Origin of the sequence: Tannerella sp. (assembly GCF_030528505.1) — a bacterium.
Lineage (GTDB): Bacteria > Bacteroidota > Bacteroidia > Bacteroidales > Tannerellaceae > Tannerella.
This window is the reverse complement of the sequence record NZ_JAUMYS010000020.1, coordinates 1-22,413: the sequence shown is the minus strand read 5'-3', so window position 1 is coordinate 22,413 and position 22,413 is coordinate 1. Positions and strand designations below refer to the sequence as shown.

Here is a 22,413-nt window from a genome sequence, read left to right as displayed (position 1 = left end):
AAGAACCATATTCCGCTAAGAGGTCTGCCCTATCTTATACAAAAGACAACATCGAGAAAAAGAAAAACAGTTTATCATAATCTTTTTCGCATTGTTCCCGTACGAATTTAGTGGCTAACGTAAGTTGAGTCTCTACCGTACTGATCGAGATCTGCATCATCTCGGCAATTTGTTTCGTTGATAAATCTTTTAACCGGCTCAGAATAAAAATCTTTTTTCGTGCCGGAGGCAGTTTCTCCGCTACTTGATGCAAATACTCCTCGAACCATTTTCGGTCTATTTCTTTTTCCGTATCGCTGTCGCAAAAAGATTTTTCACGCGCTAAATTTTCTTGATAAAGAAATTCGATCGTTTGCCGTTGATATCGATTAAAAAGCATATTCTTCGCGATAGAAGACAGATAGAAAAGAATCGATTTTTGCGGATTTACCTGCGGATGTATTTCCCATAGCTTAACAAAAGTGGCTTGAAGAATCTCTTCCGCCATATATGGATTACCATGCGAAAGCCTGATAATAAAATGATACAGTTTTCCTGCGTACTGTTTATAAATAGCTTCGAAAGCCTTCTTCGAACCATTTTTCAGAGCCTCCAGTCTGTCTATATCATCAGCCATTGAACAGATATGATGAAATAACCCGAATATGACAGTCGTTTTTCAGCAAATGCTTGTTATCATATTCGGGTAAATGTTTTACATGAAATCATATAATATCCCACTTTCGTGATGATAATTCGATAAAGTCTTCTATCTTTTTCCCCCTATACTGCTATTCCTTTAATCATTTTATACTGCTCCGAGGAATAACCGTATTGTGCTTTTACGTAGGCTTTAATGCGCCGTACACGGTCGTGTAAATCGTTATAAAGCCCCAGACGTTTTGCCTTTACGGTTTTAAGATCACTGATATACTTCGCAACTAAGTTATTCAGATTCGTAGCCTCTTGCGATAATGTTTTTAATGAATCGACCGAAAGTTTCGTATTCGACGGATTATAACCGGTCAGTTCACTCAAGATCGTAATGATGTTATTGAAATTTTGAATCAATGACCCAAACGATTGTTCCGAACGGCTGATGCTTTTCGTCTCCGGCCCTGCGGTCGGATCTTTCGGCGACTTTGCAACACCTGTTACACGCATTTTTTTAATTAATGCCTTAATTGAATTACTTTCAATCGAATCTTTTCCATACTGTGCCTCAACTGCTCCGCTAATCGACGGAAGAAGTTTCATAATAGACGAATCCATATCCCGATACATCTGTATTCGTTTAGTTGTCGATCCTTTGTAGAGTTGCTGCATATGAACGACTTCGGCATTTGCTGCAATGATCTGATTTAATAAATCATTCATTCCACCGATCGTCTCCTCAGACCTGGGCGGATTATATCCGTCAAATTGTCCAATGTAATGTACTACATCTTGTGCCTTGCGCAATTTTGCGCCAAAACCTGTTTCTGAATAGTTTACCATCGTCACTTAAATTTAAATGTTTAACAAATAATGAATTTTCTTTTCAGCTCCAAATATAATACATTATTATTAGAAAAAATCACCAAAGACTTATATTTAATTATATTTAACCATTTCTAATTCACCTTTACCTGTACAAAAAGAATACGCGTTTTATTTTTCACTCTTTTAAACAATTTTTCACCTACACCTTTCACCTATTCATCAGATATTAATTTTAGGATTTACCCTTATAAGATTTATTGCTCTTTACAGAAGCACAATTCTAAAATATACTTAACAATTTTCACAACAATGTAAATAAATTATTCAACAATATACTTTATGAAGAAAACAATCTCCCTAATTTGTAAAAAACAATGAATGATAAGACGAGACTTGTTAATAAGAAGACGAACAATATACTTTATGAAGCGAACAATCTGTTTGATTGAACAAACAATATACTTTATCTTATCCATAATCTGTTTAATCATGCTCATACATGGATTGATTAAAGAAAAACAAGCCTTAATCAAATCTCCCCTCTCCCTTATCGCCTTCAAAATCTGTCCCAAGAAATAAAAACAGTAACACATCGTTTGAAAAAAGAAAGATAAGAAATACGCATAACAATTGACCATTAAATTATGTCAGGCTTACAGCCCTTTTCCGGAGTATTGCCTTTTCCCCAATGCTCCACTTCGCTACGCATTGGGCTGAATGAATACGCCCTTTCAGGGCTGTTTTTTGTAGGGACGCAATGAATTGCGTCTCTACGGCGCATACATTGAACGTATGCGACGAATCTCCTCAAAAATGTATTTGCGTCCATTCGCGTCATTCGCGCTATTTGCGTTCGGAACATTGTAATCTGTAATCCGCAATTCATAATTCATTGACCATGTCTCCAGTAGCAAGCCTGCGAAGAAAAAGAATAAAAAAATTGTACCTTTGCGCAAGTAAAGAACATCCGGATGACTCCTTTTCTACAACAGATCGCGACTTTATTTTACGAAACGTACGGCACAGACGTACAACAGATGGCCTTCGTGTTTCCCAACCGTCGTGCCGGACTGTTCTTTCGCAAATACCTCTCGCAAGCAGCCGGCCGACCGATATTCTCGCCCGCAGTATGCACCATCAGCGAACTGTTCGCGCAATTGAGCGACAAGCAGCCGGCCGACCGGCTACAAATGCTCTTCCTCCTTTATCATATCTATATTCGCCACAGCGGAGCGAAGGAAACATTCGACGATTTCGTATTCTGGGGCGAGATGTTACTCAACGATTTCGACGACGTAGACAAATACATGGCCGACGCGCGCCAATTGTTTACAAACGTGACCGACTTGCACGAAGTAGAGAAAGACTTGAGCTACCTGCAACCGCAGCAGATCGAAGCCATCCGCGCGTTCTGGTCGTCGTTCCGTCACGGCGAAGAAGGAACGAGCCGCCGCTACTTCCTCGGCGTCTGGCAGATGCTCTATGCCGTCTACCGCGAGCTGCGCGATACGCTGGCCGCGCAAGGCAAAGGATATGAAGGGATGATCAGCCGCGAGGTCGTCGAACATATCGAGCGCGAAGGCGCTTGCCGGCTACCTTACTCGAAGGTCGTCTTCGTCGGATTAAGCGCCCTCTCGAAAACCGAATACACCTTGCTCCGATTGTTGCAGCAACAAGAGATCGCCGACTTCTACTGGGATACGGGCACGGGTGACAAAGTGATGGACTCCGACAACCGGGCGTCGTACTTCGTGCGCGAATACGTAAAGCAGTTCCCCTCCTCGCTGAAGCTCCCTCAGGAACCGTCGCACACGCCCGACATTACGCTGATCGGCATCCCTTCGCGCATCGGGCAGGCCAAACAGGTGCACGCCCTGCTCGAAGAAGTGCTCGACGGACGCGACGCGATGAGCGCCGACGAAGCCTTGCGCACAGCCGTGGTACTCCCCGACGAGCAACTGCTCATACCCGTCCTTCACTCCGTGCCCGAAGCTATCCGCCATATCAACGTTACGCTCGGCTATCCGCTTTCGGGCACGCCCGTAGCCTCTTTGATGGAAAACGTGCTCGCATTGCGTAAAAACACGCGCGTCATCGACGGAAAGTCGTGTTTCTACTATCGCGAGGTGCTGCCCGTGCTTAATCACCGGTATATTCAAGCTACGTCGCCCGCCGAAATCGTCACCATCGTCAGACAGATTACCGACAATAACCGCATCTACATCCCCGCGGCCGATCTCCAACAGACACCCCTGCTTACCCTCATCTTCGACCCCGCGCCAACGACCGCCGACGTCTCGTCCTACCTCATCACCGTGCTTCAAGAGCTGAACCGCATACTCTCCGCACGACGCGACGAGCGAGACTTCGACAACGAAGACCAACCCACCGGCATGGACGAGCTGGAACAGGAATTCGTCTACCATTATTTCACGACCGTCAACCGGATGAGAGACCTTATCGGAGCCTCCGGCATCGAAATGTCGGTCGATACATACGCGAGGCTACTCGAACGGCTCACCGAAACGATCACCATTCCTTTCCGCGGCGAACCATTGTCAGGACTTCAAGTCATGGGCGTGCTCGAAACGCGCGTGCTCGACTTCGAAAGGCTCATCGTGCTCTCCGTCAACGAAGGCTTTTTCCCCGCCCGCAAAGCCGCCGCCTCCTTCATTCCCTATAATCTGCGGCGCGGCTTCGGACTGCCCACTTACGAACATCAGGACAGCATCTGGGCTTATCATTTCTATCGGATGATCGCCCGCGCCAAGCATGTCACGCTCCTCTACGACACGCGCACCGACGGATTGAATACGGGCGAAGTCAGCCGCTACGTGCATCAGCTGCGTTACCATTACGAAATGCCGCTGCGTGAAAAAGTAGTCGTTTACAACATCGCCTCCTCGAAGCCCCCGGCCTTGCAAGTGCCCAAAACCGACGAAATCCTCCGCCTCCTCGACAACTTTCTGAGCAACGGCGCTCGGGCGCTCTCGGCCAGCACCATCAACACGTATTTAGACTGTCCGCTGAAGTTCTATTTCTCCTCGGTCGAACAACTCAAAGAGGAAGAAGAAGTAGCCGAAAGCGTCGATAACCGCGTGTTCGGAAACATCCTGCATCAGGTCATGGAAGAATCGTACCGCCCCTACTGCGGAGCGCAAGTAACGGCCGATCTCTTGCGACTCGCAGCCGACGACAAGATGCTGACCGAAAAAATCCAGCGTGCATTCGCCGAACTCTTTTTCCACACCTCCGAGCCACGACCTCTGAGCGGACAGAGCTACCTGACCGGTGAAATGATCCGCAAATACGCACGCAAAATCCTCGAACGCGACCGCCGCCTCACGCCCTTCCGCTACGTAGCCTCCGAGATGGAGATTCACCACCCCTTCACCCTCACCGACGGACGAACCGTAAACCTCAAAGGCTTTATCGACCGCCTCGACGAAGTGCGCGACGCCATCCGCGTCGTGGACTACAAGACCGGCACGAAGAAAGACATGCACTTCAAAACCGTCGAAAGCCTCTTCGACCCGACCGACGAGAAGCGCCAACCCGCCATCATGCAGGTCTTTACCTACGCGTGGATGTACGGCGACCGAAGCAACGGCATGCCCGTACAACCCTCCATCTACTACGTGCGCCACCTCTTTTCCGACGACTTCGACCCGTCCGTCTACTATGGCAAGGAGAAAAAACAAGTCACCGACTTCGCCGTCCTCCGCGACGAATTCGAAGATAACCTCCGCCACTGCCTCGACGAAGTCTTCGATCCCTCCGTCCCCTTCGGACAAACGACTCACGTCAAAATGTGTTCGTATTGCCCCTTCGCCGACATCTGCGGAAGATAAACTCCTTACATTCAATACATCATTTTTATTTTGTGTTAATTTCTCCCTTAAATGGCTTATGCCTTGATTTTATTTATATCTTTGCCCCAAGATATTTTTTTATTAAAACACAAATAAATGAAAAGAGCTATGAGAAAGCACAATTTTTATGCTGGGCCCTCGATTTTGAGCGAGTACACGATTAAGAACACGGCCGACGCCGTATTGAATTTTGCAGGCACGGGATTATCCCTGCTCGAAGTGTCCCACCGGGGCAAAGAATTTATCGCCGTCAACGACGAAGCGCGGACATTGATTAAAGAACTGCTCGATGTTCCCGCCACACACGAAGTCGTCTTCCTCGGCGGTGGCGCGAGCCTTCAATTCTGCATGGTACCCTACAACCTGCTGAAGAAAAAAGCCTCCTACCTCGACACCGGTACATGGGCATCGAAAGCCATCAAAGAAGCGAAATTCTTCGGCGAAGTAGACCTGGTAGCCTCGTCGAAAGACAAAAATTACACGTACATCCCCAAGAACTACACTCTTGCGCCGGATACGGAGTATTTCCACATCACGACGAATAACACCATTTACGGAACGGAAATCCATGACATCCCTCAGGTGAACGTTCCCCTCGTGGCCGACATGTCGTCCGACATCTTCTCCTTCCCGGTCGATGTCTCCAAATACGACATCATCTATGCCGGAGCGCAGAAGAACCTCGCTCCTTCGGGCGTGACCATCGTCATCGTCCGCAAAGACGCGCTCGGCACAGTAGAACGTCCCATCCCGACGATGTTGAACTACCAGACCCATATCGACAAAGATTCGATGTTCAACACCCCGCCCGTATTGCCGATCTTCGCCGCGCTGCAAACGCTGAAATGGTATAAGGAACAGGGTGGTGTCAAAGTATTGCAGAAGAAAAATCAGGAAAAAGCGGCCGTGCTGTACGACGAAATCGACCGCAACAAACTCTTCCGCGGTACGGCAGCGACCGAAGACCGCTCATTGATGAATGTCTGCTTCGTGATGAACGACGAATACAAAGAACTCGAAAGCTCCTTCGCCGAGTTTGCCGCTGCCGCCGGAATGGTCGGCATCAAGGGACATCGTTCGGTAGGCGGCTTCCGCGCATCGCTCTACAACGCCATGCCCCTCGATAGCGTCAAAGCCTTAGTAGAAACCATGAAAGAATTTGAGAAAAAGAATTGAGGAATGTTGAATTGTTGAGATGTTGAATTGTTGAGGTGTTCACAAAATGGAACATCTGTATGCGTTTGAGAAGTTAGATGTATGGCAGGTTTCGCGTGTTTTTGTCAAAGAAGTCTATCAACTTCTGCAAAAATTCCCTGATTTCGAGCTATACAATATAACAAGTCAAATACGGCGTGCAGCTGTTTCTGTTCCGCTGAATATTGCCGAGGGAACAGCCCGGCAATCATTCAAAGAACAATCGCGTTTTACAGAAATCGCCTACGGCTCATTACTCGAAGTATATTGTTCATTGCTCCTTGCAAAAGATCTGAATTACATCAGGGAGGACGACTTTCGGAATGTTCGGATAAGATAAAGGAGTTGTCGAATAAATTAAATGCGCTGAAAAACAGTCAGGCGAGACGAAGTAAAACTCAACAAAAAAACAACTCAACCATTCAACAAATAAACGAATAAACAAAATACCAATGAAAGTCTTAATTGCAACAGAAAAACCGTTTGCCGCTGTGGCGGTGAAGGGAATCCGTGAAGCTGTAGAGCAAGCCGGAATGGAATGCGTGCTATTGGAAAAATATACCGATAAAGCACAACTGCTCGACGCCGTGAAAGATGTGGACGCTCTCATTGTCCGTAGCGACAAGGTCGACAGCGAAGTGTTGGATGCGGCCAAGCAACTGAAAATTGTGGTGCGTGCCGGCGCGGGCTACGACAATGTCGACGTCGACGCGGCAACCGCCCATAACGTATGCGTGATGAACACGCCCGGACAAAACTCGAACGCCGTGGCCGAGCTGGCATTAGGCATGATGGTCTACGGTGTGCGCAGCATGTTCAACGGTTCTTCCGGATCCGAACTGCTGGGCAAGAAACTCGGAATCCATGCTTACGGAAACATCGGACGCCTCGTCGCACGCATCGCCAAAGGATTCGGGATGGAAGTCTACGCCTACCATCATTCGCGTCCGGCCAGCGTCATCGAGAGCGACGGCGTGAAAGCCGTTTCATCGGCCGAAGAATTGTACAAAACATGCCAGTTCATCTCTTTGCATGTTCCGTCCAGACCCGAAACGAAAAACCTGATCGGTTACGATTTGCTTTCCAGCATGCCCAAGGGAGCCATGCTCATCAACACGGCACGCAAAGAAGTGGTGAACGAGGCCGAGCTCGTCAAGGTAATGGAAGAACGCCCCGACTTCAAGTACCTCACGGACATTATGCCGGGTAACCATGCCGAACTGACCGAGAAGTTTGCCGGACGCTACTTCAGCACTCCCAAGAAAATGGGCGCGCAAACGGCCGAAGCCAACATCAACGCAGGAATTGCCGCAGCCAACCAGATTGTGGACTTCCTGAAAAACGGCAATCGAACATTTCAGGTAAACAAGTAATGAACCGGAAAGACCTCCCGATGACAATCAATCCCATCGCTATCATCGTATTTGAGATTACCCTTTCGGGAGGTCTTCTAATATGAATTCAACATGAAAATCAAACCTTTTAAAGGCATACGTCCGCCGAAGGACGTAGTGGAACAGGTACAGTCTCGCCCCTACGACGTATTGAACTCCGAAGAAGCGCGTGCCGAAGCGCAGGGCAACGAAAAGTCGCTCTATCGCATCATCAAACCCGAAATAGACTTCCCCGTCGGCACCGACGAGCATGACCCGAAAGTCTATGAGAAAGCGGCGGAGAACTTCAAGATGTTTCAAGACAAAGGGTGGCTGGTACAGGACGATAAAGAACAGTACTACATCTACGCCCAAACGATGGACGGAAAGACCCAGTACGGGTTAGTCGTTTGCGCCTATGTCGAAGACTATATGACCGGCAAGATCAAGAAGCACGAGCTCACGCGCCGCGACAAGGAAGAAGACCGCATGAAACACGTGCGGGTGAACAACGCCAATATCGAACCCGTATTCTTCGCTTATCCCGAAAACGGAGAGATCGACGCGCTTGTGGCCAAGTACACGGCCGGACAACCGGAGTACGACTTTACGGCTGCGTTAGACGGTTTCCGTCACACGTTCTGGGTAATTAACGACGAGACCGACATCCGGCGCATCACCGAACTGTTTGCGGCCATGCCGGCCCTGTATATCGCCGACGGACATCACCGTTCGGCCGCGGCTGCCCTCGTCGGCGCCGAGAAAGCGCAGCAAAACCCGAACCATCGCGGCGATGAGGAGTACAACTACTTCATGGCCGTTTGTTTTCCGGCCAACCAATTGACGATTATCGATTACAACCGCGTCGTGAAAGACCTGAACGGACTGTCGGACGAAGCGTTTCTGGACAAACTCTCCCAACACTTTACCGTCGAAAAGAAAGGTGCGGAGATTTTCAAACCGACACGTCTGCACGAGTTCTCGCTCTACCTCAGCGGCAACTGGTATTCGCTCGTGGCCAAACCGGGAACGTATGACGACAACGATCCGATCGGCGTGCTCGACGTTACCATCTCGTCGAACCTGATTCTCGACGAAATTCTTGGTATCAAAGACTTGCGAAGCGATAAACGGATCGACTTCGTCGGCGGTATCCGCGGCTTGGGCGAGTTGAAAAAACGGGTCGACAGCGGCGAAATGAAAGTGGCGCTGGCCCTTTATCCGGTGTCGATGAAGCAACTGATCGACATCGCCGATACCGGCAATATCATGCCGCCCAAAACAACGTGGTTCGAACCCAAACTGCGTTCGGGACTGGTCATTCATAAACTGTCTTAAAAAAAATCGACGGAGCGCGGAGGAGCAAAAGATTCTTCGCGCTTCGTTTCGTTATGGCTATGATAAAAAACATCGTATTCGATATGGGAGGCGTACTGGTAGACCTCTCTCGCGAGCGTTCCGTCCGTCAGTTCGAGGCTTTGGGAGTCAGCGATGCGTCCGACCTCATCAATCCCTACAGCCACAACGGTCTGTTCGGTTCCCTTGAAAACGGCGACATTACCACGCTCGAATTCTGCAAACTATTATCCGAACATTGCGGAAAAACACTTCACCCCGAGGCCATTCGTGAGGCGTGGAAGAGCATGGTCAATCCGGCACCCGTCTATAAACTCGATTATATTCTGGAATTGCGTAAACAATACAAATGCTACGTGCTGAGCAATAATAACGATATGATCGTGGAATGGGCAAAAACGAGCGACTTCTCCGATGCCCGCCGCCCGATTTCCGACTATTTCGATCAGATGTATTTCTCGTACGAACTGAAATGCATGAAACCCCACCCCGAAATTTTCCGGAAAATGATTGCCGACAGCGACATCCTCCCCTCCAAATCTTTATATATCGACGATGGCATGCAGCATCTCGAAACGGCAAAATCGTTAGGATTCGTAACCTTGCTTGTTGAAAACGGCCAAGACTGGCGCAACGCAGTCGATAAATGCCTCCAAGCACACACACCCTGAGTAAGTGTGATTTTGGACGTTGAACACGTACAGGAAAAACATCCCCGAAGTCTGCATAAGGCGATCGCTTGCCGCCTCGAAAATCCCTTACATGTATTCAAGCCTACGTTTGAGAATATTAAACCACAACAAAACAACCAAAAACCTCGATTTTTATCAAACGACGTATAAAAAACAGTTTTTTTATGTAAGTTTGCAACTTGGTATCGTTTACGGAGTTCATGAACGGAATAGAAGATAAAATAAAGTCGTTAAGGGAAGAGCTGGAGCAGCACAATTACAAGTATTACGTGCTTTCCATGCCGACGATTTCCGACAGACAGTACGATGAAATGATGAAGGAGTTGCAGCTTCTCGAAGAGCAACATCCTGAATTTTTCGATCCCCATTCACCGACCCAACGTGTGGGAAGCGACTTGTCGAAAGAGTTTGAACAGGTTACCCATCGCTATCCGATGCTCTCGTTGGGAAATACGTACTCGAAAGAAGAAGTCCGGGATTTTTATGAACGGACAGCCCGAACACTCAACGAACCTTTCGAAATCGTCGCCGAACTGAAATACGACGGCACTTCCATCTCGCTGATTTACGAAGACGGACGATTGACGCAAGCCGTTACCCGAGGCGACGGAATATGTGGCGACGACGTGACGGCCAATGTAAAAACGATCCGGTCGATCCCGCTGAAACTGCGCGGAGAAGGTTATCCCAAACGTTTCGAGATGCGCGGAGAAATTCTTCTTCCGTGGACGGAATTCGAGCGGCTGAACAAAGAACGCGAGGCGCAGGAAGAACCGTTGTTTGCCAATCCGCGCAATGCAGCGTCCGGCACGTTGAAACAGCAAAACCCTCAGATCGTAGCAGCCCGCCGGCTCGATGCGTATCTCTATTATATGCTGGGCGAAGAATTACCCGCCGACGAGCATTATGAAAATCTGCAAAAGGCGCGTACGTGGGGCTTCAAAGTTCCCGAAGTGATTCGGATCTGCCGTAACCTGCAGGACATAAACGATTATATTGCTCTTTGGGATGTGGAACGGAAGAATTTGCCGGTCGCAACGGACGGAATCGTATTAAAAGTCAATTCGTTGAGGCAACAGCGCTTTCTCGGCTATACAGCCAAGAGTCCGCGTTGGGCTATCTCGTATAAATTTCAGGCCGAGCGTGCCGAAACACGTCTGACGTCTGTCTCCTACCAGGTCGGACGGACGGGAGTCGTCACTCCGGTTGCCAACTTGGAGCCTGTTCAGCTGGCCGGAACGGTCGTCAAGCGGGCATCGTTGCATAATGCCGATATCATCGCCGGACTCGATTTGCACATCGGCGACCGCGTATATGTGGAGAAGGGCGGAGAAATTATTCCGAAGATCGTCGGGGTAAATACCGAAGCACGTCCGATGCTGATGGGCGATAAGGTCACTTTCATCCCCCACTGTCCGGAATGCAGGACGGCCTTGATACGTCCCGAAGGAGAAGCGGCGCATTATTGCCCGAACGAGCGGACGTGTCCGCCTCAGGTAAAAGGCAAGATCGAGCATTTCGTAACGCGCAAAGCGATGAACATCAATATAGGGCCTGAGACGGTTGAAGATTTGTATCATGCCGGTTATGTACGCAACGTAGCCGATCTGTACACCCTTCGCACGGTCGATTTGTTACGCCTCGAACGTTGGGCGGAGAAGAGCGCACAAAATCTGATGGACAGCCTCGAAGCTTCGAAACAGATACCTTTCGAACGGGTGCTGTACGGATTGGGGATTCGTTACGTGGGAGAAACGGTCGCCAAGCGATTGGCATATGCGTATGGCAGCATGGAGCATTTGGAGCAGGCTTCGCTCGAATCGCTCATGCAAACGGATGAAATCGGCGAACGGATCGCGCAGAGCGTGATCGATTTCTTTGCCGACGAACGCAATCGCAATCTGATCGACCGACTGAAGGAATACGGTTTGCAGATGGCTTTGCGGGAAGATGTGCTGGCCGCGCGCTCGGAGAAATTGAAAGGACAGGTATTTGTCATCAGCGGTACGTTTACCCGTCATTCGCGCGATGAATATAAAGCGCTGATCGAGCAAAACGGCGGAAAAAATACGGGTTCTATTTCCGGAAAGACGGATTACCTCCTTGCCGGAGCCAATATGGGACCGGCCAAGTTGGCCAAAGCCGAAAAAATGGGAATTAAAATTATCAATGAAGAGGAATTCTTAAACATATTAGCGGAATGATTCTGACAAGACACTTTTTATACAAGAAAATCAAATCACTGGCGCAGAAAGCTCTGACGCGGGCGCATTGCTACCGTTCGCTTGACGATGTACGGTATGTCCTTTTAATGTGTGAAGCAAGAGACTGGAAAGCGGTAGAACCTTGTGTCGAAACGCTCAAGGCCATGAAGAAAACCGTGCATGTCTGTGTGTATACGCGAAAAAACGAGGAGACGCCGATATGGGATTACGCTTATTTGCTCGTCGAAGAAGGTAAAGACATCAATATATGGAGTTTCCCCGATAAGAATTTATGCAAACAGTTGAACGGTCTGTCGGTGGATATGCTGGTCGACCTGACAAGCGACGAGGCGCCGATCATGCGCTATCTGATGCTGCAGCATCCCTCCTCCTTCAAGGTAGGGGCCAAACGACCTTCCGAGATGAATATGTACGATATGTCGATCGTCATGAAAGACGGGGTGTATGACATTCCTTTTCTCTTCGGGCAGATTCTGGTTTATCTACAGGCCATTCGTTCGAAATAAACGGAAAGCACCGGTTTTCACTTATGGCTACAATCGATTTAAGAGGGATGGGCGTTGCCCTGATCACACCTTTCAGACAGGACGGAAGCATTGACTACGAGGCTTTGCTCCGATTAGTCGAATTTCAGGTACAGAGCGGTACGGATTATTTGGTCGTACTGGGAACGACGGCGGAAACGCCCACACTGAGGGAGGAAGAGAAAGCGCAAATCGTACGGAAAGTCGTGACACAAGTGCGGCGCCGCATCCCGATTGTGTTAGGTGTCGGCGGAAACTGCACCCAAGTGTTAGTCGACACGTTAAAGCACGGTGACTTTCAAGGTATCGACGCCATCTTATCCGTAGTTCCCTACTACAATAAACCTTCGCAAGAAGGACTTTTTCGGCACTACGAAGCCGTGGCCGAAGCGACCCCGCTGCCGGTGGTGCTCTATAACGTGCCCGGACGCACGGGAGCAAACATGACGGCGGAAACGACCCTCCGACTCGCTTCCGCATTTGAGAATATCGTAGCCATCAAAGAGGCGTCGGGGAACATCAAACAAATGGATGATATCATCAAACATAAGCCCGCAGATTTCCAGGTCATCTCAGGCGATGACGGCATCACATTCCCGCTCATTGCCTTAGGAGCCGTTGGAGTGATATCGGTAATCGGGAACGCGTTCCCCAAAGAATTCGGCCGTATGGTACGGCTCGCGCTCGAAGGCGACTATACGAATGCACGGGTTATCCATTCGCGTTTTATGGAACTGTTCGAATTACTCTTCGTCGACGGCAATCCGGCCGGTGTAAAGAGCATGCTGAACATGATGGGCTTTATTGAGAACAAATTGCGTCTCCCCCTCGTTCCGACGCGCATCACGACGTATGAGAAGATACGTGACGTGCTGCATCGGCTGCATATCCAATGCTGAAACAGCACGTCAGCCGCGGAATAATCAAGTGCGTCTTTCTTTCGGAGAAGAAACGCACACATGATGCACACGTGTCGTAGAAAAACTCACTTGGGCAAATGAAACGCTCGCGTCATCTCGGCCATTTGCTCGTCGCTCATTCCGTCCGGCTCATAGCCCATACATTTGCTATTGATGTAAATCTGCGCCGACTTGCTAAGCGTATCGACCATATCGAATGCCTCCATAATATCGGTGCTTACCGACACGATGCCATGCTTTTCCCACATCACCACGTCATAGTCATCCAGCTCTTTGAGCGTCGCCTCCGCCAAGTTGATGGACGACGGCATCTCGTAAGGAATAATGCCCAGTCCGCGCGGACAGAAAGCCTTCGTCTCCGGAATCATCGACCATAAAAGACGGGTGAGCACATCTTTCTGAAGAAACTTTTTGCTGTGCGACATCGCAATCAGTTCGATCGGATGCGTGTGCAGCACCGCCTTGTAACCGTTTCCCGAAGCGATAAACTTATTGTGCATGGAGAGGTGTGACGGCAACTCCGACGTCGGTTTTACCGGATGGTCGGCAATAATCACATACCCCGAACAGTCGTCCGTAATCCGGATGACGGAACCGTTCTCCATCGGCCATCGGGCCAGATCGCGCATTCGTTTATTCGTTCCTTTGCAGTAAAAATAACAGCCTTTGAGGTGAGGCAGCGTCAGTCCGATAGGAATCGTTTCGCCCAGAGCCGGCAGCTGACGGATTTCGTCGTCAACCCATTCGGTGATGTTGACGGTAATATTACCTCCGTTCCGTTCGGCCCAGCCTTTTTGCCAAAGGTATCCGGCCACTTCGGCCACTTGATGTACTTCCCGCGTCAAGGCAGGACGATGATCTAAAATTGATTTCATGTTTATGATGCTTTTAAGTCGTTTTTATTTCAATTATTTAAGGACAAACCCGATGGAAAAGTCCCCGGTCTCATCCGTTTCATTCGTCTTCATTCCGGAAGATACGTTTTTACGGCAAACGCTCGCGCGATAAGGCGGCGCATCTCCCAGCGGTCGCTTACGAGTCCGGCCGCTTTGGCCTGCGTCATGCAGTTACCGATAGCCGTTGCTTCGGACGGACCGGCTACGACGGGAATGCCCAACGCACGAGCCGTCAACCGATTCATCAGGTCGTTCTGCGATCCTCCCCCGATGATGTGTAACTTTTCGATCGGGAACGGAGCCATTTCCGCAAGTTTTTCCGTTACTTCGGCATATCGATGCGCAAGACTTTCGAAGATGCAACGGATATATTCGGCATCGTTCGAAGGAGGTATCATCCCTTTTTCGCGACAAAGCGCAGCGATGGTTTGCGACATGCTCGACGGGTTGGCCAGACGCGAATCGTCGGGCGAGATGACGGCATGCGCTTTTCCGACACGCTCCGCCATATCGACCATTTGCGGATACGTATAGACGCGCCCTTCCTTCTCCCATTCCTTGCGGCACTGTTCGAGCAGCCACATGCCGGTGATGTTCTTCAGAAAGCAAGTCGTTCCCTCGGCGCCGCCCTCGTTCGTAAAGTTATGCTCGAACGATTCTTTCGTCACGATCGGTTCCGATGTCTCGATCCCCATCAGGCTCCAGGTACCGCTGCTCAGATAGGCAAAACGCGGATTCTCCGCCGGGACGGCAAGGATGGCCGATGCCGTATCGTGTCCAGCAACGGTTACGACCGGCACTTTTCCTACCCCTGTCTCCTCGGCGAGCGCGTCGGTGAGGGTGCCGATCGGGGTGCCGGGGTCGACGAGCGGATGAAGCAATGAAGGCGAAAGGCCCATGGCCGTCAGCAGGGACGGTTCGAAACGCCTTGTCGCAGGATTCAGCAGTTGCGATGTCGATGCCTCGGTATATTCGCAGACTTGCTTACCGGTCAGCATATAAATCAACAGATCGGGCATGAACAAGATTTTGTCGGCCTGCGCAAGCGGAGAGAACGCTTCGGCTTTGGCACAAAACAGTTGGAAGAGGCTGTTGAAATTCATCACCTGAATCCCTGTCATGCCATACACTTTATCACGCGGAACGAGCTGAAAGAATTCATCCGGCGCTCCGTCGGTATAAGGATCGCGGTAGGCGCGCGGCATCCCGAGTATCGTACCGTCACGACCGATATAGCCGAAATCGACGCCCCACGTATCGATACCGATCGACGTGAGCCGGATTCCCTGACGGGCGCACTCGCGCAGTCCGTCCTTCAACGACTCGTACAGACTGAAAACGTTCCAGTAATATCTGCCATGAAGCTCCATGATGGCGTTTGGGAAGCGTGTCAGTTCCCTGATTTCAAACTTGTCGTCTTCTAACATGCCGAGCATCGACCGTCCGCTGGTAGCGCCCAAATCGAATGCCAGAAAATAATGCTTCTTCATGATTTCCGAATTTTTCGCACAAAAATAGGCATATTTCTCCGATGATAAACAGCTCCGTTCATCCGGTATGTATATTATTTGCGATTTATGACGGGCAACTGAAACTGTACGCCCAACGTAAACCCTTTAAAAAGCTGCTCCCGTCCGAACGGTATGCTGTATCCTGCCGTCACGTTGGCGATAGATAAGATGCTCAGTCCTACTTTCGGCTGAACGGAGCAGGGAGTGACCGAGAGGCCGGCCATCACCATTACCGCATGAAAATCGGCGCCGATTTCGGGAACGATACGATGCCTTCCGTCATACTTCAGATAATGTACCCCCCCGTAAAACGTAGCGCTGGCCCAGAAATAATCGCCTACGAGGTAACCTCCCCCCAGAAACGCCGTATTTTTATCCCGGTTATGATTGTATCCCGCGCGAAGGGTGAAGGCGTCGACAGGCTTCGAAGGGACTTGCGCATACCCGCTCCATGCACAGAGTACGAAGACGAGTAAAAGTCCTGCTTTCTTTATCTTTTGTCTGATCATGCTGAACATTTGTTTCGAAAGCAAAAATACGGTTTTTATATGAATCGGCCTTATCCTGCGATTTTAACACTTCGCCGAGCAGCGTTTTCAACCTTTTTTGCATCATATCTAAAAAACGTTTGATGATATATCTACTAACTTTGTACAACAAATCATGGAAGCGATAAACGATTATACTCCGCCCGACAAACCGATGCGCCTTGCAAACCGCACCAGAGGCGCAGCGTATAAGAGATATCCGAAATGCGGAAAACAAGTATAAACTTAAAAAAAGAAGATATTATGAAGACAAAAAAAGAAGTCTTATTTGTACGTTTATTATTACTATGGATAACCGCTGGAATAACGGGCTGTAACAAGGATGATGATCAGCTATGGGAAATATCGCCCGATGGAAAGCAAGCCGTTATAGAGCAGAAGATAAACGGTATTGCTTTTAAGTTTTGTCTGCTTAATGAACAGGGAAAACCGGCAACAGTCTTTAAGGAAGGAGAAAATTTCACCTTTTATTTCCGAATAAAAAATGAGACGGGAAAAAATTTTTACTACAATGCCTATCCATGTGTTTATGCGAAGGATTTCTTTTCCATTTGGTACTCTTCCGGAAAAACAGTAGGAAAATCTTATGAAGCTATGGCGCAGGAAGATATCGGCATAGCAGCTTATCCATTTAATAATAACGACAGTTATATCTTTAAAGTATCATGGGTTCATCCTGAAGAATCGATCGTTCAAGGTGGAGATTTCCGTTATAGAAGCCTAAAGAGAAAGCCTCTTAAAGCAGGAAGTTATTACACAAGTTTCTCTCATAAATTTAAATTGTTCCCTGTTTCGGGAGGTAAACATATGGAAACAGAAGACATTCATTTCAAAATTAATTTTAAAATCCGATAACATGAAAATAAAAACATTTTTATCCTACGCATTTTTTCTGCTCTTGATGTTAGGAGCAACAGGGTGTGAGAAAAAAAGTTCCGAGGAAGAAAGCCACATCTCTTGTCCATGCGAATGCGTGGAAGAGAAGGTACATATCATGGAACTGAAAGATGAAACGTTATATGTCCAATATAACAGTTTCTTAAAGAAATATGTATTAGTCTCCAAGAGTAAAGAAGAAGCACAAGGAAAATTCCAAATTCCTATCGTTCCATGCGAAAATGATATTCCTGACAGATATAAACAGGAAGACCTGCCTGTTATTGTCAGTGGACAGAAGTTCGATTGTAGTGAGTATTATAAGCCTAACGCCAGATACTATCACCGCTTTTACATCCAATTATCCAGTATAAAACGGTATCAGTTACAAAATACAACGCCATGAAGAAACGACCTAAACAGCGACCTGCCGACAAGCCAATGCGCCTCGCAAACCGCACCGAAGGCGCAGCGTAAAAGAAATATCCGGAACGCGAAAAGCAATTATAAACCTTTAAAAAAAGAAGATATGAAGACAAAAATCATTTTATGGATAGGTGCCCTGCTTTTGCTAACGGCAGGAGCGGGGTGTGAGAAAGAAAGTTCCGAGGAAGAAAGCCACATCTCTTGCTCATGCGAATGTGTGGAAGAGAAGATTCCGATTGTAACCCTTAAGAATGAAAATGCCCATTTTCGATATATAAAAAGGCGAAATGATTTTGCTTTGGAAATAGAGAATAAAGAGCTTGTACATGGACTTTATCTTATCCCCCGCGGATGTGATATTCCTGAAAAATACAAAAAAGATGGCCTCTCCGTTATAATCAGTGGAGAAGTCTTTGATTGTAGTGAATATATCAAGCCGTGGATTAAACGGGATCCTGTTTACTTTATTAAATTGTCAACGATAAAAAAGAAGATATGAAGATAAAAATTACTTTATGGATAAGTGCCTTGCTCATAATGATGGCAGGGATGGGATGCGAGGAAAAAGATGAAAAGAATATGGTAGATATTTTCTTTTCTAATTTACAAAAAGCGCCTCACGATATTATGGCGAAAAAAGATTTTCCGGATTGGCTTTCAGAAAAAGTAAATCAAATGGAGAAAGAAAATGAAAAAGATATTGCTATCGTCAAAATCAGATTATATCAAGGTGAATAGAATGAGAAGGCCGTTTATTTTGTAAAGAACTTTTAAGTTCATGTTTATTTTGCGAAGTGTATTATGACGGAGGAAAGCGAGTTGCTTGGAGTAAGGAAGAGATTGCTACAGATCATTTTTGCCGTACAAGTAAAGACTGGAAATTAATTTACGAGTATGGGAATGGAGTTTTTGAATAACGAAAGCCCTGCGAGATGTTTAATGGGGTTGGTTTACATAACACCCAACACTCTATTTCCCGTGTGTCAAAAAAACATAAAAAAACAGGCGAAATATTTGCATATAATCAAAAACTGTATCTATCTTTGCAGTAACACATAAAAAAACACAACACTATGGAAAAAACGACCGATACTCCACCCGACAAGCCGATGCGCCTCGCAAACCGCACCGGAGGCGCAGCGTAAAAGAAATATCCGGAACGCGGAAACAAGTATAAACCTCTAAAAATAAAAAAACATGAAACAGCAAATCATTTTATGGATAGGCGCCTTGCTTTTGCTGATGGTAGGAATGGGGTGCGAGAAAGAGAAAGAAGAGTACGGTTCTACCGAATTGTACGGGACATGGAAACTGGCTGGTTTCGGCAACACGGCAGACAAGACTTTGCGGGAAGCCGAACCCAAAGAGTGTGAAAAATGCTATACAATAACATTTTTAAGTGACGGAACGATAACAGGACATACTTCTACAAATGAAATAGGTGGAGAGTACCAGATAAAAGGTGAAAGCCTTCATTTTCTAAAAATAGGAGGAACTAAAATCAATGAACTTTTCGATGGTCGAAACTATGTAGAGGCTTTATATAAAGTTCATCGCTTCGAAATAGCCTCAAAGCAATTGAAGCTATGTTATGATGATACCAATTATTTACTGTTTAAAAAGAAATGATTATGAAACGAAAGACTATTTTATTTACCGTAATCGCTCTGTTCTTGCTAACAGCAGGAGCGGGGTGCGAGAAGAACAAGGACTACGAGGTTCCTACGCAACTGACCGGTACTCGGTGGGAACTGGCCGGAATAGTGGATGCAAAAACCGGGAAAATCACTCCCCTTGCACCGAAAGGCAGCTACTGGTTTAAATTTATTTCCGAGACAAAAGCCCAAGGGCGTTCCGTCTTTAATGATATGAGGGTTTATCTTACAACTCCTCCTCATATTGATATAGTAACGAAGGTTGGGGATGATCATAACGGCGATGCCGCGCTGTTCTATCACATCATAAAGAAGCTCGAATCGTACACATGGGAGAAAAATGAACTGAAATTTTTCTACGACAATAAACAATATTACTTACTTTATAAATACTCGAAGTCATGAAAAGAATAATACTCTCTATTTTAGGATACTTGTTTTTTATACAATTTTTAAGCGCACAAATAACGACCAATGAAGTTCCTTTTAGTTTCGGAGTCACTCCCTCTCAGTTATTAAGAGATATTTCTACACAAGAGTTATCTGCTCCGAATATGACGATAATACAGGCGCAAGACAAAGTCAAAGACGCTTTACCGGGTGGCCCTTTGCGATTTGCTTATCCCGTAAAAGTGCATTACACATTAGCTAATTCCGGGGTGTGGCAAACGTTAGAAGATGGCAGCAAATTGTGGAGGCTAAAGGTTAGATTGCCAGGAGCCCTTTCCACGAACGCTCTATACGATAAGTTCCGGTTGCCTAAAGGAGCAAAGTTCTATGTATACAGTGAAGATACAAGGCAATCTATCGGGGCCATAACCTCCGAGTACCTTAATAACGAATCAAACGGTGCATTTGCATTTTCAACCGGCTTGATATATGGAGAAACGGTTACTTTCGAATATTATCAACCGGAAACCGTTCGTGAAGAAGCCATTATATCCATCTCTCGCATCGATTATGGATACAGGTATATTAACAGTCCCTATACTGTCCGAACAAGATCTTTTGATGACTCCGGCGACTGTCAGGTAAATGTAAACTGTCCGGAGGGAGCGAATTGGAGAATGGAAAAGGATGCTATTGCCAGAATTATGGTTGTCTCGGATTACGGATCAGGATGGTGTTCCTGTTCATTGGTCAATAACACCAATAACGACAACACTCCCTATGTATTGACGGCCGATCATTGTTTGCAAAATGGTTATGGTCAAAATCTGTTTGATGCGATTAGCAATCCGAATGCCTCTCGATGGGTTTTCTATTGGGGGTATGAACATCCGGGTTGTTCCGATGGCAACGAACCGGCTCATCGGTCAACGGTTAGGGCTACCGTGGTTGCGAACAATGGATCATCTGATTTTGCTTTACTTCGATTAACGCAAGACCCGCGTAATTTAACCGGATTTACCCCTTATTATTTAGGTTGGGATCGTTCCGGTAATTCGGGAACAAGCGGTGTCGGTATTCACCATCCGAGTGGAGATGTAAAAAAGATATCGACATATAGAAATGTACCTATATCTACTGCTTATGAGAGTAATTCTCCAAACAATTCCGCTACCCATTGGCGGATAACATGGAGTCCTACAGAGCCACATCATGGAGTTACAGAAAAAGGTTCTTCCGGTTCCCCATTATTGAATAACGATCATAGAGTAATCGGCCAGCTACATGGAGGACTGTCGAGTTGTAGTTCTTTAAATTCACCCGATTGGTACGGCAAATTCAGTGTTTCCTGGACAGGAAACGGCGCTACCGATTCGAGAAGGCGGTTGAGAGATTGGTTGGATCCACAAGGGACAAATCCGCAAACGTTAAATGGCATAGGAAGACCTACTCTCATTGGGCCCATGACCATTTGCAACCAGCCTAACTATACCTACACAATAAAGAACCTTCCGCAGGGAGCAACCGTACAGTGGAGTGCTAGTAACAATAGCATGACGTTGCAGTCCGGTCAGGGAACAGCAACGGCTCTATTTAGGCAAACCGGATTTGCCAACGCAGAGATACGAGCAGCCATTCGTTTTAACGGAATCACAATTGCCAACTTGACACAGTATAACTATTTGCCAACCCTCTATCTCCGGCCCTGCATCGGTCTGCAATCAGGCGACCTACACGGTAGAAAATCTGCCGCCGGGCGCAACGGTGCAATGGAGCGTATCGAATTCGAATGTCGCTACGATAAGCAATAACGGAGTATTGCGAGTTACCAATCAAACCTTTGCGTTAACTCATGTGGAAGCGAACATTTTCACGAGAGGAAACGAATTAACCATCAGGAAAGAACGCGTAATGACCGGTCAACCCAAATTTCAGATACAACCTCTCGGCTATTCAGGAAGCAATTTTGCCAGCTTCTTTCTGACACCTCAAGGAGAAAATGGAGACTTACAGAATGTCCCTTTAAATTATCGTTGGAGTTATACGAAAATAGACGGAAGCGGTTATACTTTAATTGGGTATTATCCGAATACCACCTTCTTAAACATCCAACCGGTTGTTACATTCCCCGGCCCCGGCACCTACATGATTACCGTAGAAATCACAGGATATCCTTGTTATATACCTTTCGCAAGGTATGAATACAGCTGTGGTTCGAATTTCTTCACCCTCTCGCCCAACCCGGCAACGGATGCAGTGACCTTGCAGCTGATGGAGACGGACGAAGTCAGCGGATTAAGCGTGCTCTCGACCGACAGAAGCACCTACGAAATCCAGCTCTGGAGCGGTATGACGATGCTGCGGTCGTTCCGGACGAATGAGCCGACGTTCCAAATCCCGATGGCCGGACTGCCGGCAGGACTGTACTTCGTGCGCGTCGTCAAAGACGGACAGACGTATACGCAGAAATTGATTAAGAAGTGAGAGAAAAGTG

At 47.4% G+C, this 22,413-nt stretch carries 21 protein-coding genes and 1 pseudogene; 17 read left to right on the top strand and 5 right to left on the bottom strand.

Annotation, left to right across the window (positions count from 1 at the left end; translation table 11 throughout):
- Positions 1 to 34: 34 nt before the first annotated feature.
- Both Q4A89_RS04675 and Q4A89_RS04670 read right to left on the bottom strand, forming a co-directional pair.
- Complete coding sequence (locus Q4A89_RS04675; protein WP_303184087.1) at positions 35 to 616, bottom strand: RNA polymerase sigma-70 factor; 582 nt, start codon at positions 614 to 616, stop codon at positions 35 to 37.
- 146 nt (positions 617 to 762) lie between these two features.
- A complete protein-coding gene (locus Q4A89_RS04670; protein WP_303184086.1) occupies positions 763 to 1,476 on the bottom strand; it encodes a hypothetical protein in 714 nt (237 codons plus the stop codon).
- Between the two features lie 956 nt (positions 1,477 to 2,432).
- Here Q4A89_RS04670 and Q4A89_RS04665 point away from each other — a divergent pair.
- The 9 genes from Q4A89_RS04665 (at position 2,433) to dapA (ending at position 13,596) form a co-directional block, all read left to right on the top strand.
- The gene (locus Q4A89_RS04665; protein WP_303184085.1) at positions 2,433 to 5,312 is read left to right on the top strand and encodes a PD-(D/E)XK nuclease family protein; all 2,880 of its coding nucleotides are present in this window, start codon (positions 2,433 to 2,435) and stop codon (positions 5,310 to 5,312) included.
- Between the two features lie 129 nt (positions 5,313 to 5,441).
- Positions 5,442 to 6,509 carry a 3-phosphoserine/phosphohydroxythreonine transaminase gene (serC, locus tag Q4A89_RS04660; RefSeq protein ID WP_303184084.1) on the top strand — a complete coding sequence of 356 codons (1,068 nt, stop codon included), beginning with the start codon at positions 5,442 to 5,444 and terminating at the stop codon, positions 6,507 to 6,509.
- Between the two features lie 46 nt (positions 6,510 to 6,555).
- The gene (locus tag Q4A89_RS11700) at positions 6,556 to 6,867 is read left to right on the top strand and encodes a four helix bundle protein (protein WP_368389496.1); all 312 of its coding nucleotides are present in this window, start codon (positions 6,556 to 6,558) and stop codon (positions 6,865 to 6,867) included.
- A gap of 112 nt (positions 6,868 to 6,979) precedes the next feature.
- Positions 6,980 to 7,900: an NAD(P)-dependent oxidoreductase gene (locus Q4A89_RS04655; protein ID WP_303184083.1), complete on the top strand. Its 921-nt coding sequence runs from the start codon at positions 6,980 to 6,982 to the stop codon at positions 7,898 to 7,900.
- 93 nt (positions 7,901 to 7,993) lie between these two features.
- A complete protein-coding gene (locus tag Q4A89_RS04650) occupies positions 7,994 to 9,238 on the top strand; it encodes a DUF1015 domain-containing protein (RefSeq protein WP_303184082.1) in 1,245 nt (414 codons plus the stop codon).
- 59 nt (positions 9,239 to 9,297) lie between these two features.
- Positions 9,298 to 9,927, top strand: a complete 630-nt coding sequence (locus Q4A89_RS04645; protein WP_303184081.1) for an HAD family phosphatase — start codon at positions 9,298 to 9,300, stop codon at positions 9,925 to 9,927.
- Positions 9,928 to 10,148: 221 nt separating this feature from the next.
- On the top strand, positions 10,149 to 12,152 hold the full coding sequence (gene ligA / locus Q4A89_RS04640) for an NAD-dependent DNA ligase LigA (RefSeq protein ID WP_303184080.1): 2,004 nt from the start codon (positions 10,149 to 10,151) through the stop codon (positions 12,150 to 12,152).
- On the top strand, positions 12,149 to 12,679 hold the full coding sequence (locus Q4A89_RS04635) for a hypothetical protein (RefSeq protein WP_303184079.1): 531 nt from the start codon (positions 12,149 to 12,151) through the stop codon (positions 12,677 to 12,679). The genes ligA and Q4A89_RS04635 overlap by 4 nt, the downstream gene beginning before the upstream one ends.
- Before the next feature lie 23 nt (positions 12,680 to 12,702).
- Positions 12,703 to 13,596: a 4-hydroxy-tetrahydrodipicolinate synthase gene (dapA, locus tag Q4A89_RS04630; RefSeq protein WP_303184078.1), complete on the top strand. Its 894-nt coding sequence runs from the start codon at positions 12,703 to 12,705 to the stop codon at positions 13,594 to 13,596.
- 86 nt (positions 13,597 to 13,682) lie between these two features.
- Here the strand turns inward: dapA and rhaD are convergent, their stop codons facing one another.
- The 3 genes from rhaD to Q4A89_RS04615 form a co-directional block, all read right to left on the bottom strand.
- Positions 13,683 to 14,492, bottom strand: coding sequence for a rhamnulose-1-phosphate aldolase (rhaD, locus tag Q4A89_RS04625; RefSeq protein ID WP_303184077.1), 810 nt, complete (start codon positions 14,490 to 14,492; stop codon positions 13,683 to 13,685).
- Positions 14,493 to 14,581: 89 nt separating this feature from the next.
- On the bottom strand, positions 14,582 to 16,003 hold the full coding sequence (locus Q4A89_RS04620; RefSeq protein ID WP_303184076.1) for a rhamnulokinase family protein: 1,422 nt from the start codon (positions 16,001 to 16,003) through the stop codon (positions 14,582 to 14,584).
- 74 nt (positions 16,004 to 16,077) lie between these two features.
- Positions 16,078 to 16,533 carry a hypothetical protein gene (locus Q4A89_RS04615; RefSeq protein ID WP_303184075.1) on the bottom strand — a complete coding sequence of 152 codons (456 nt, stop codon included), beginning with the start codon at positions 16,531 to 16,533 and terminating at the stop codon, positions 16,078 to 16,080.
- Between the two features lie 282 nt (positions 16,534 to 16,815).
- Between Q4A89_RS04615 and Q4A89_RS04610 the strand changes: the two genes are divergently transcribed.
- The 8 genes and pseudogenes from Q4A89_RS04610 to Q4A89_RS04575 form a co-directional block, all read left to right on the top strand.
- Positions 16,816 to 17,427, top strand: a complete 612-nt coding sequence (locus Q4A89_RS04610; protein WP_303184074.1) for a hypothetical protein — start codon at positions 16,816 to 16,818, stop codon at positions 17,425 to 17,427.
- 1 nt (position 17,428) lies between these two features.
- Positions 17,429 to 17,854: a hypothetical protein gene (locus Q4A89_RS04605; RefSeq protein WP_303184073.1), complete on the top strand. Its 426-nt coding sequence runs from the start codon at positions 17,429 to 17,431 to the stop codon at positions 17,852 to 17,854.
- Between the two features lie 123 nt (positions 17,855 to 17,977).
- Entirely contained in the window at positions 17,978 to 18,373 is a 396-nt protein-coding gene (locus Q4A89_RS04600; RefSeq protein ID WP_303184072.1) for a hypothetical protein, read from the top strand.
- Positions 18,370 to 18,612: a hypothetical protein gene (locus Q4A89_RS04595; RefSeq protein ID WP_303184071.1), complete on the top strand. Its 243-nt coding sequence runs from the start codon at positions 18,370 to 18,372 to the stop codon at positions 18,610 to 18,612. The genes Q4A89_RS04600 and Q4A89_RS04595 overlap by 4 nt, the downstream gene beginning before the upstream one ends.
- Positions 18,613 to 19,071: 459 nt before the next feature.
- Positions 19,072 to 19,503: an META domain-containing protein gene (locus Q4A89_RS04590; RefSeq protein WP_303184070.1), complete on the top strand. Its 432-nt coding sequence runs from the start codon at positions 19,072 to 19,074 to the stop codon at positions 19,501 to 19,503.
- Between the two features lie 2 nt (positions 19,504 to 19,505).
- Positions 19,506 to 19,934: a hypothetical protein gene (locus Q4A89_RS04585; protein ID WP_303184069.1), complete on the top strand. Its 429-nt coding sequence runs from the start codon at positions 19,506 to 19,508 to the stop codon at positions 19,932 to 19,934.
- The gene (locus Q4A89_RS04580) at positions 19,931 to 21,730 is read left to right on the top strand and encodes a serine protease (RefSeq protein WP_303184068.1); all 1,800 of its coding nucleotides are present in this window, start codon (positions 19,931 to 19,933) and stop codon (positions 21,728 to 21,730) included. The genes Q4A89_RS04585 and Q4A89_RS04580 overlap by 4 nt, the downstream gene beginning before the upstream one ends.
- 412 nt (positions 21,731 to 22,142) lie before the next feature.
- A pseudogene (locus Q4A89_RS04575) lies at positions 22,143 to 22,403 on the top strand (T9SS type A sorting domain-containing protein); the annotation flags it as partial.
- Positions 22,404 to 22,413: the final 10 nt, after the last annotated feature.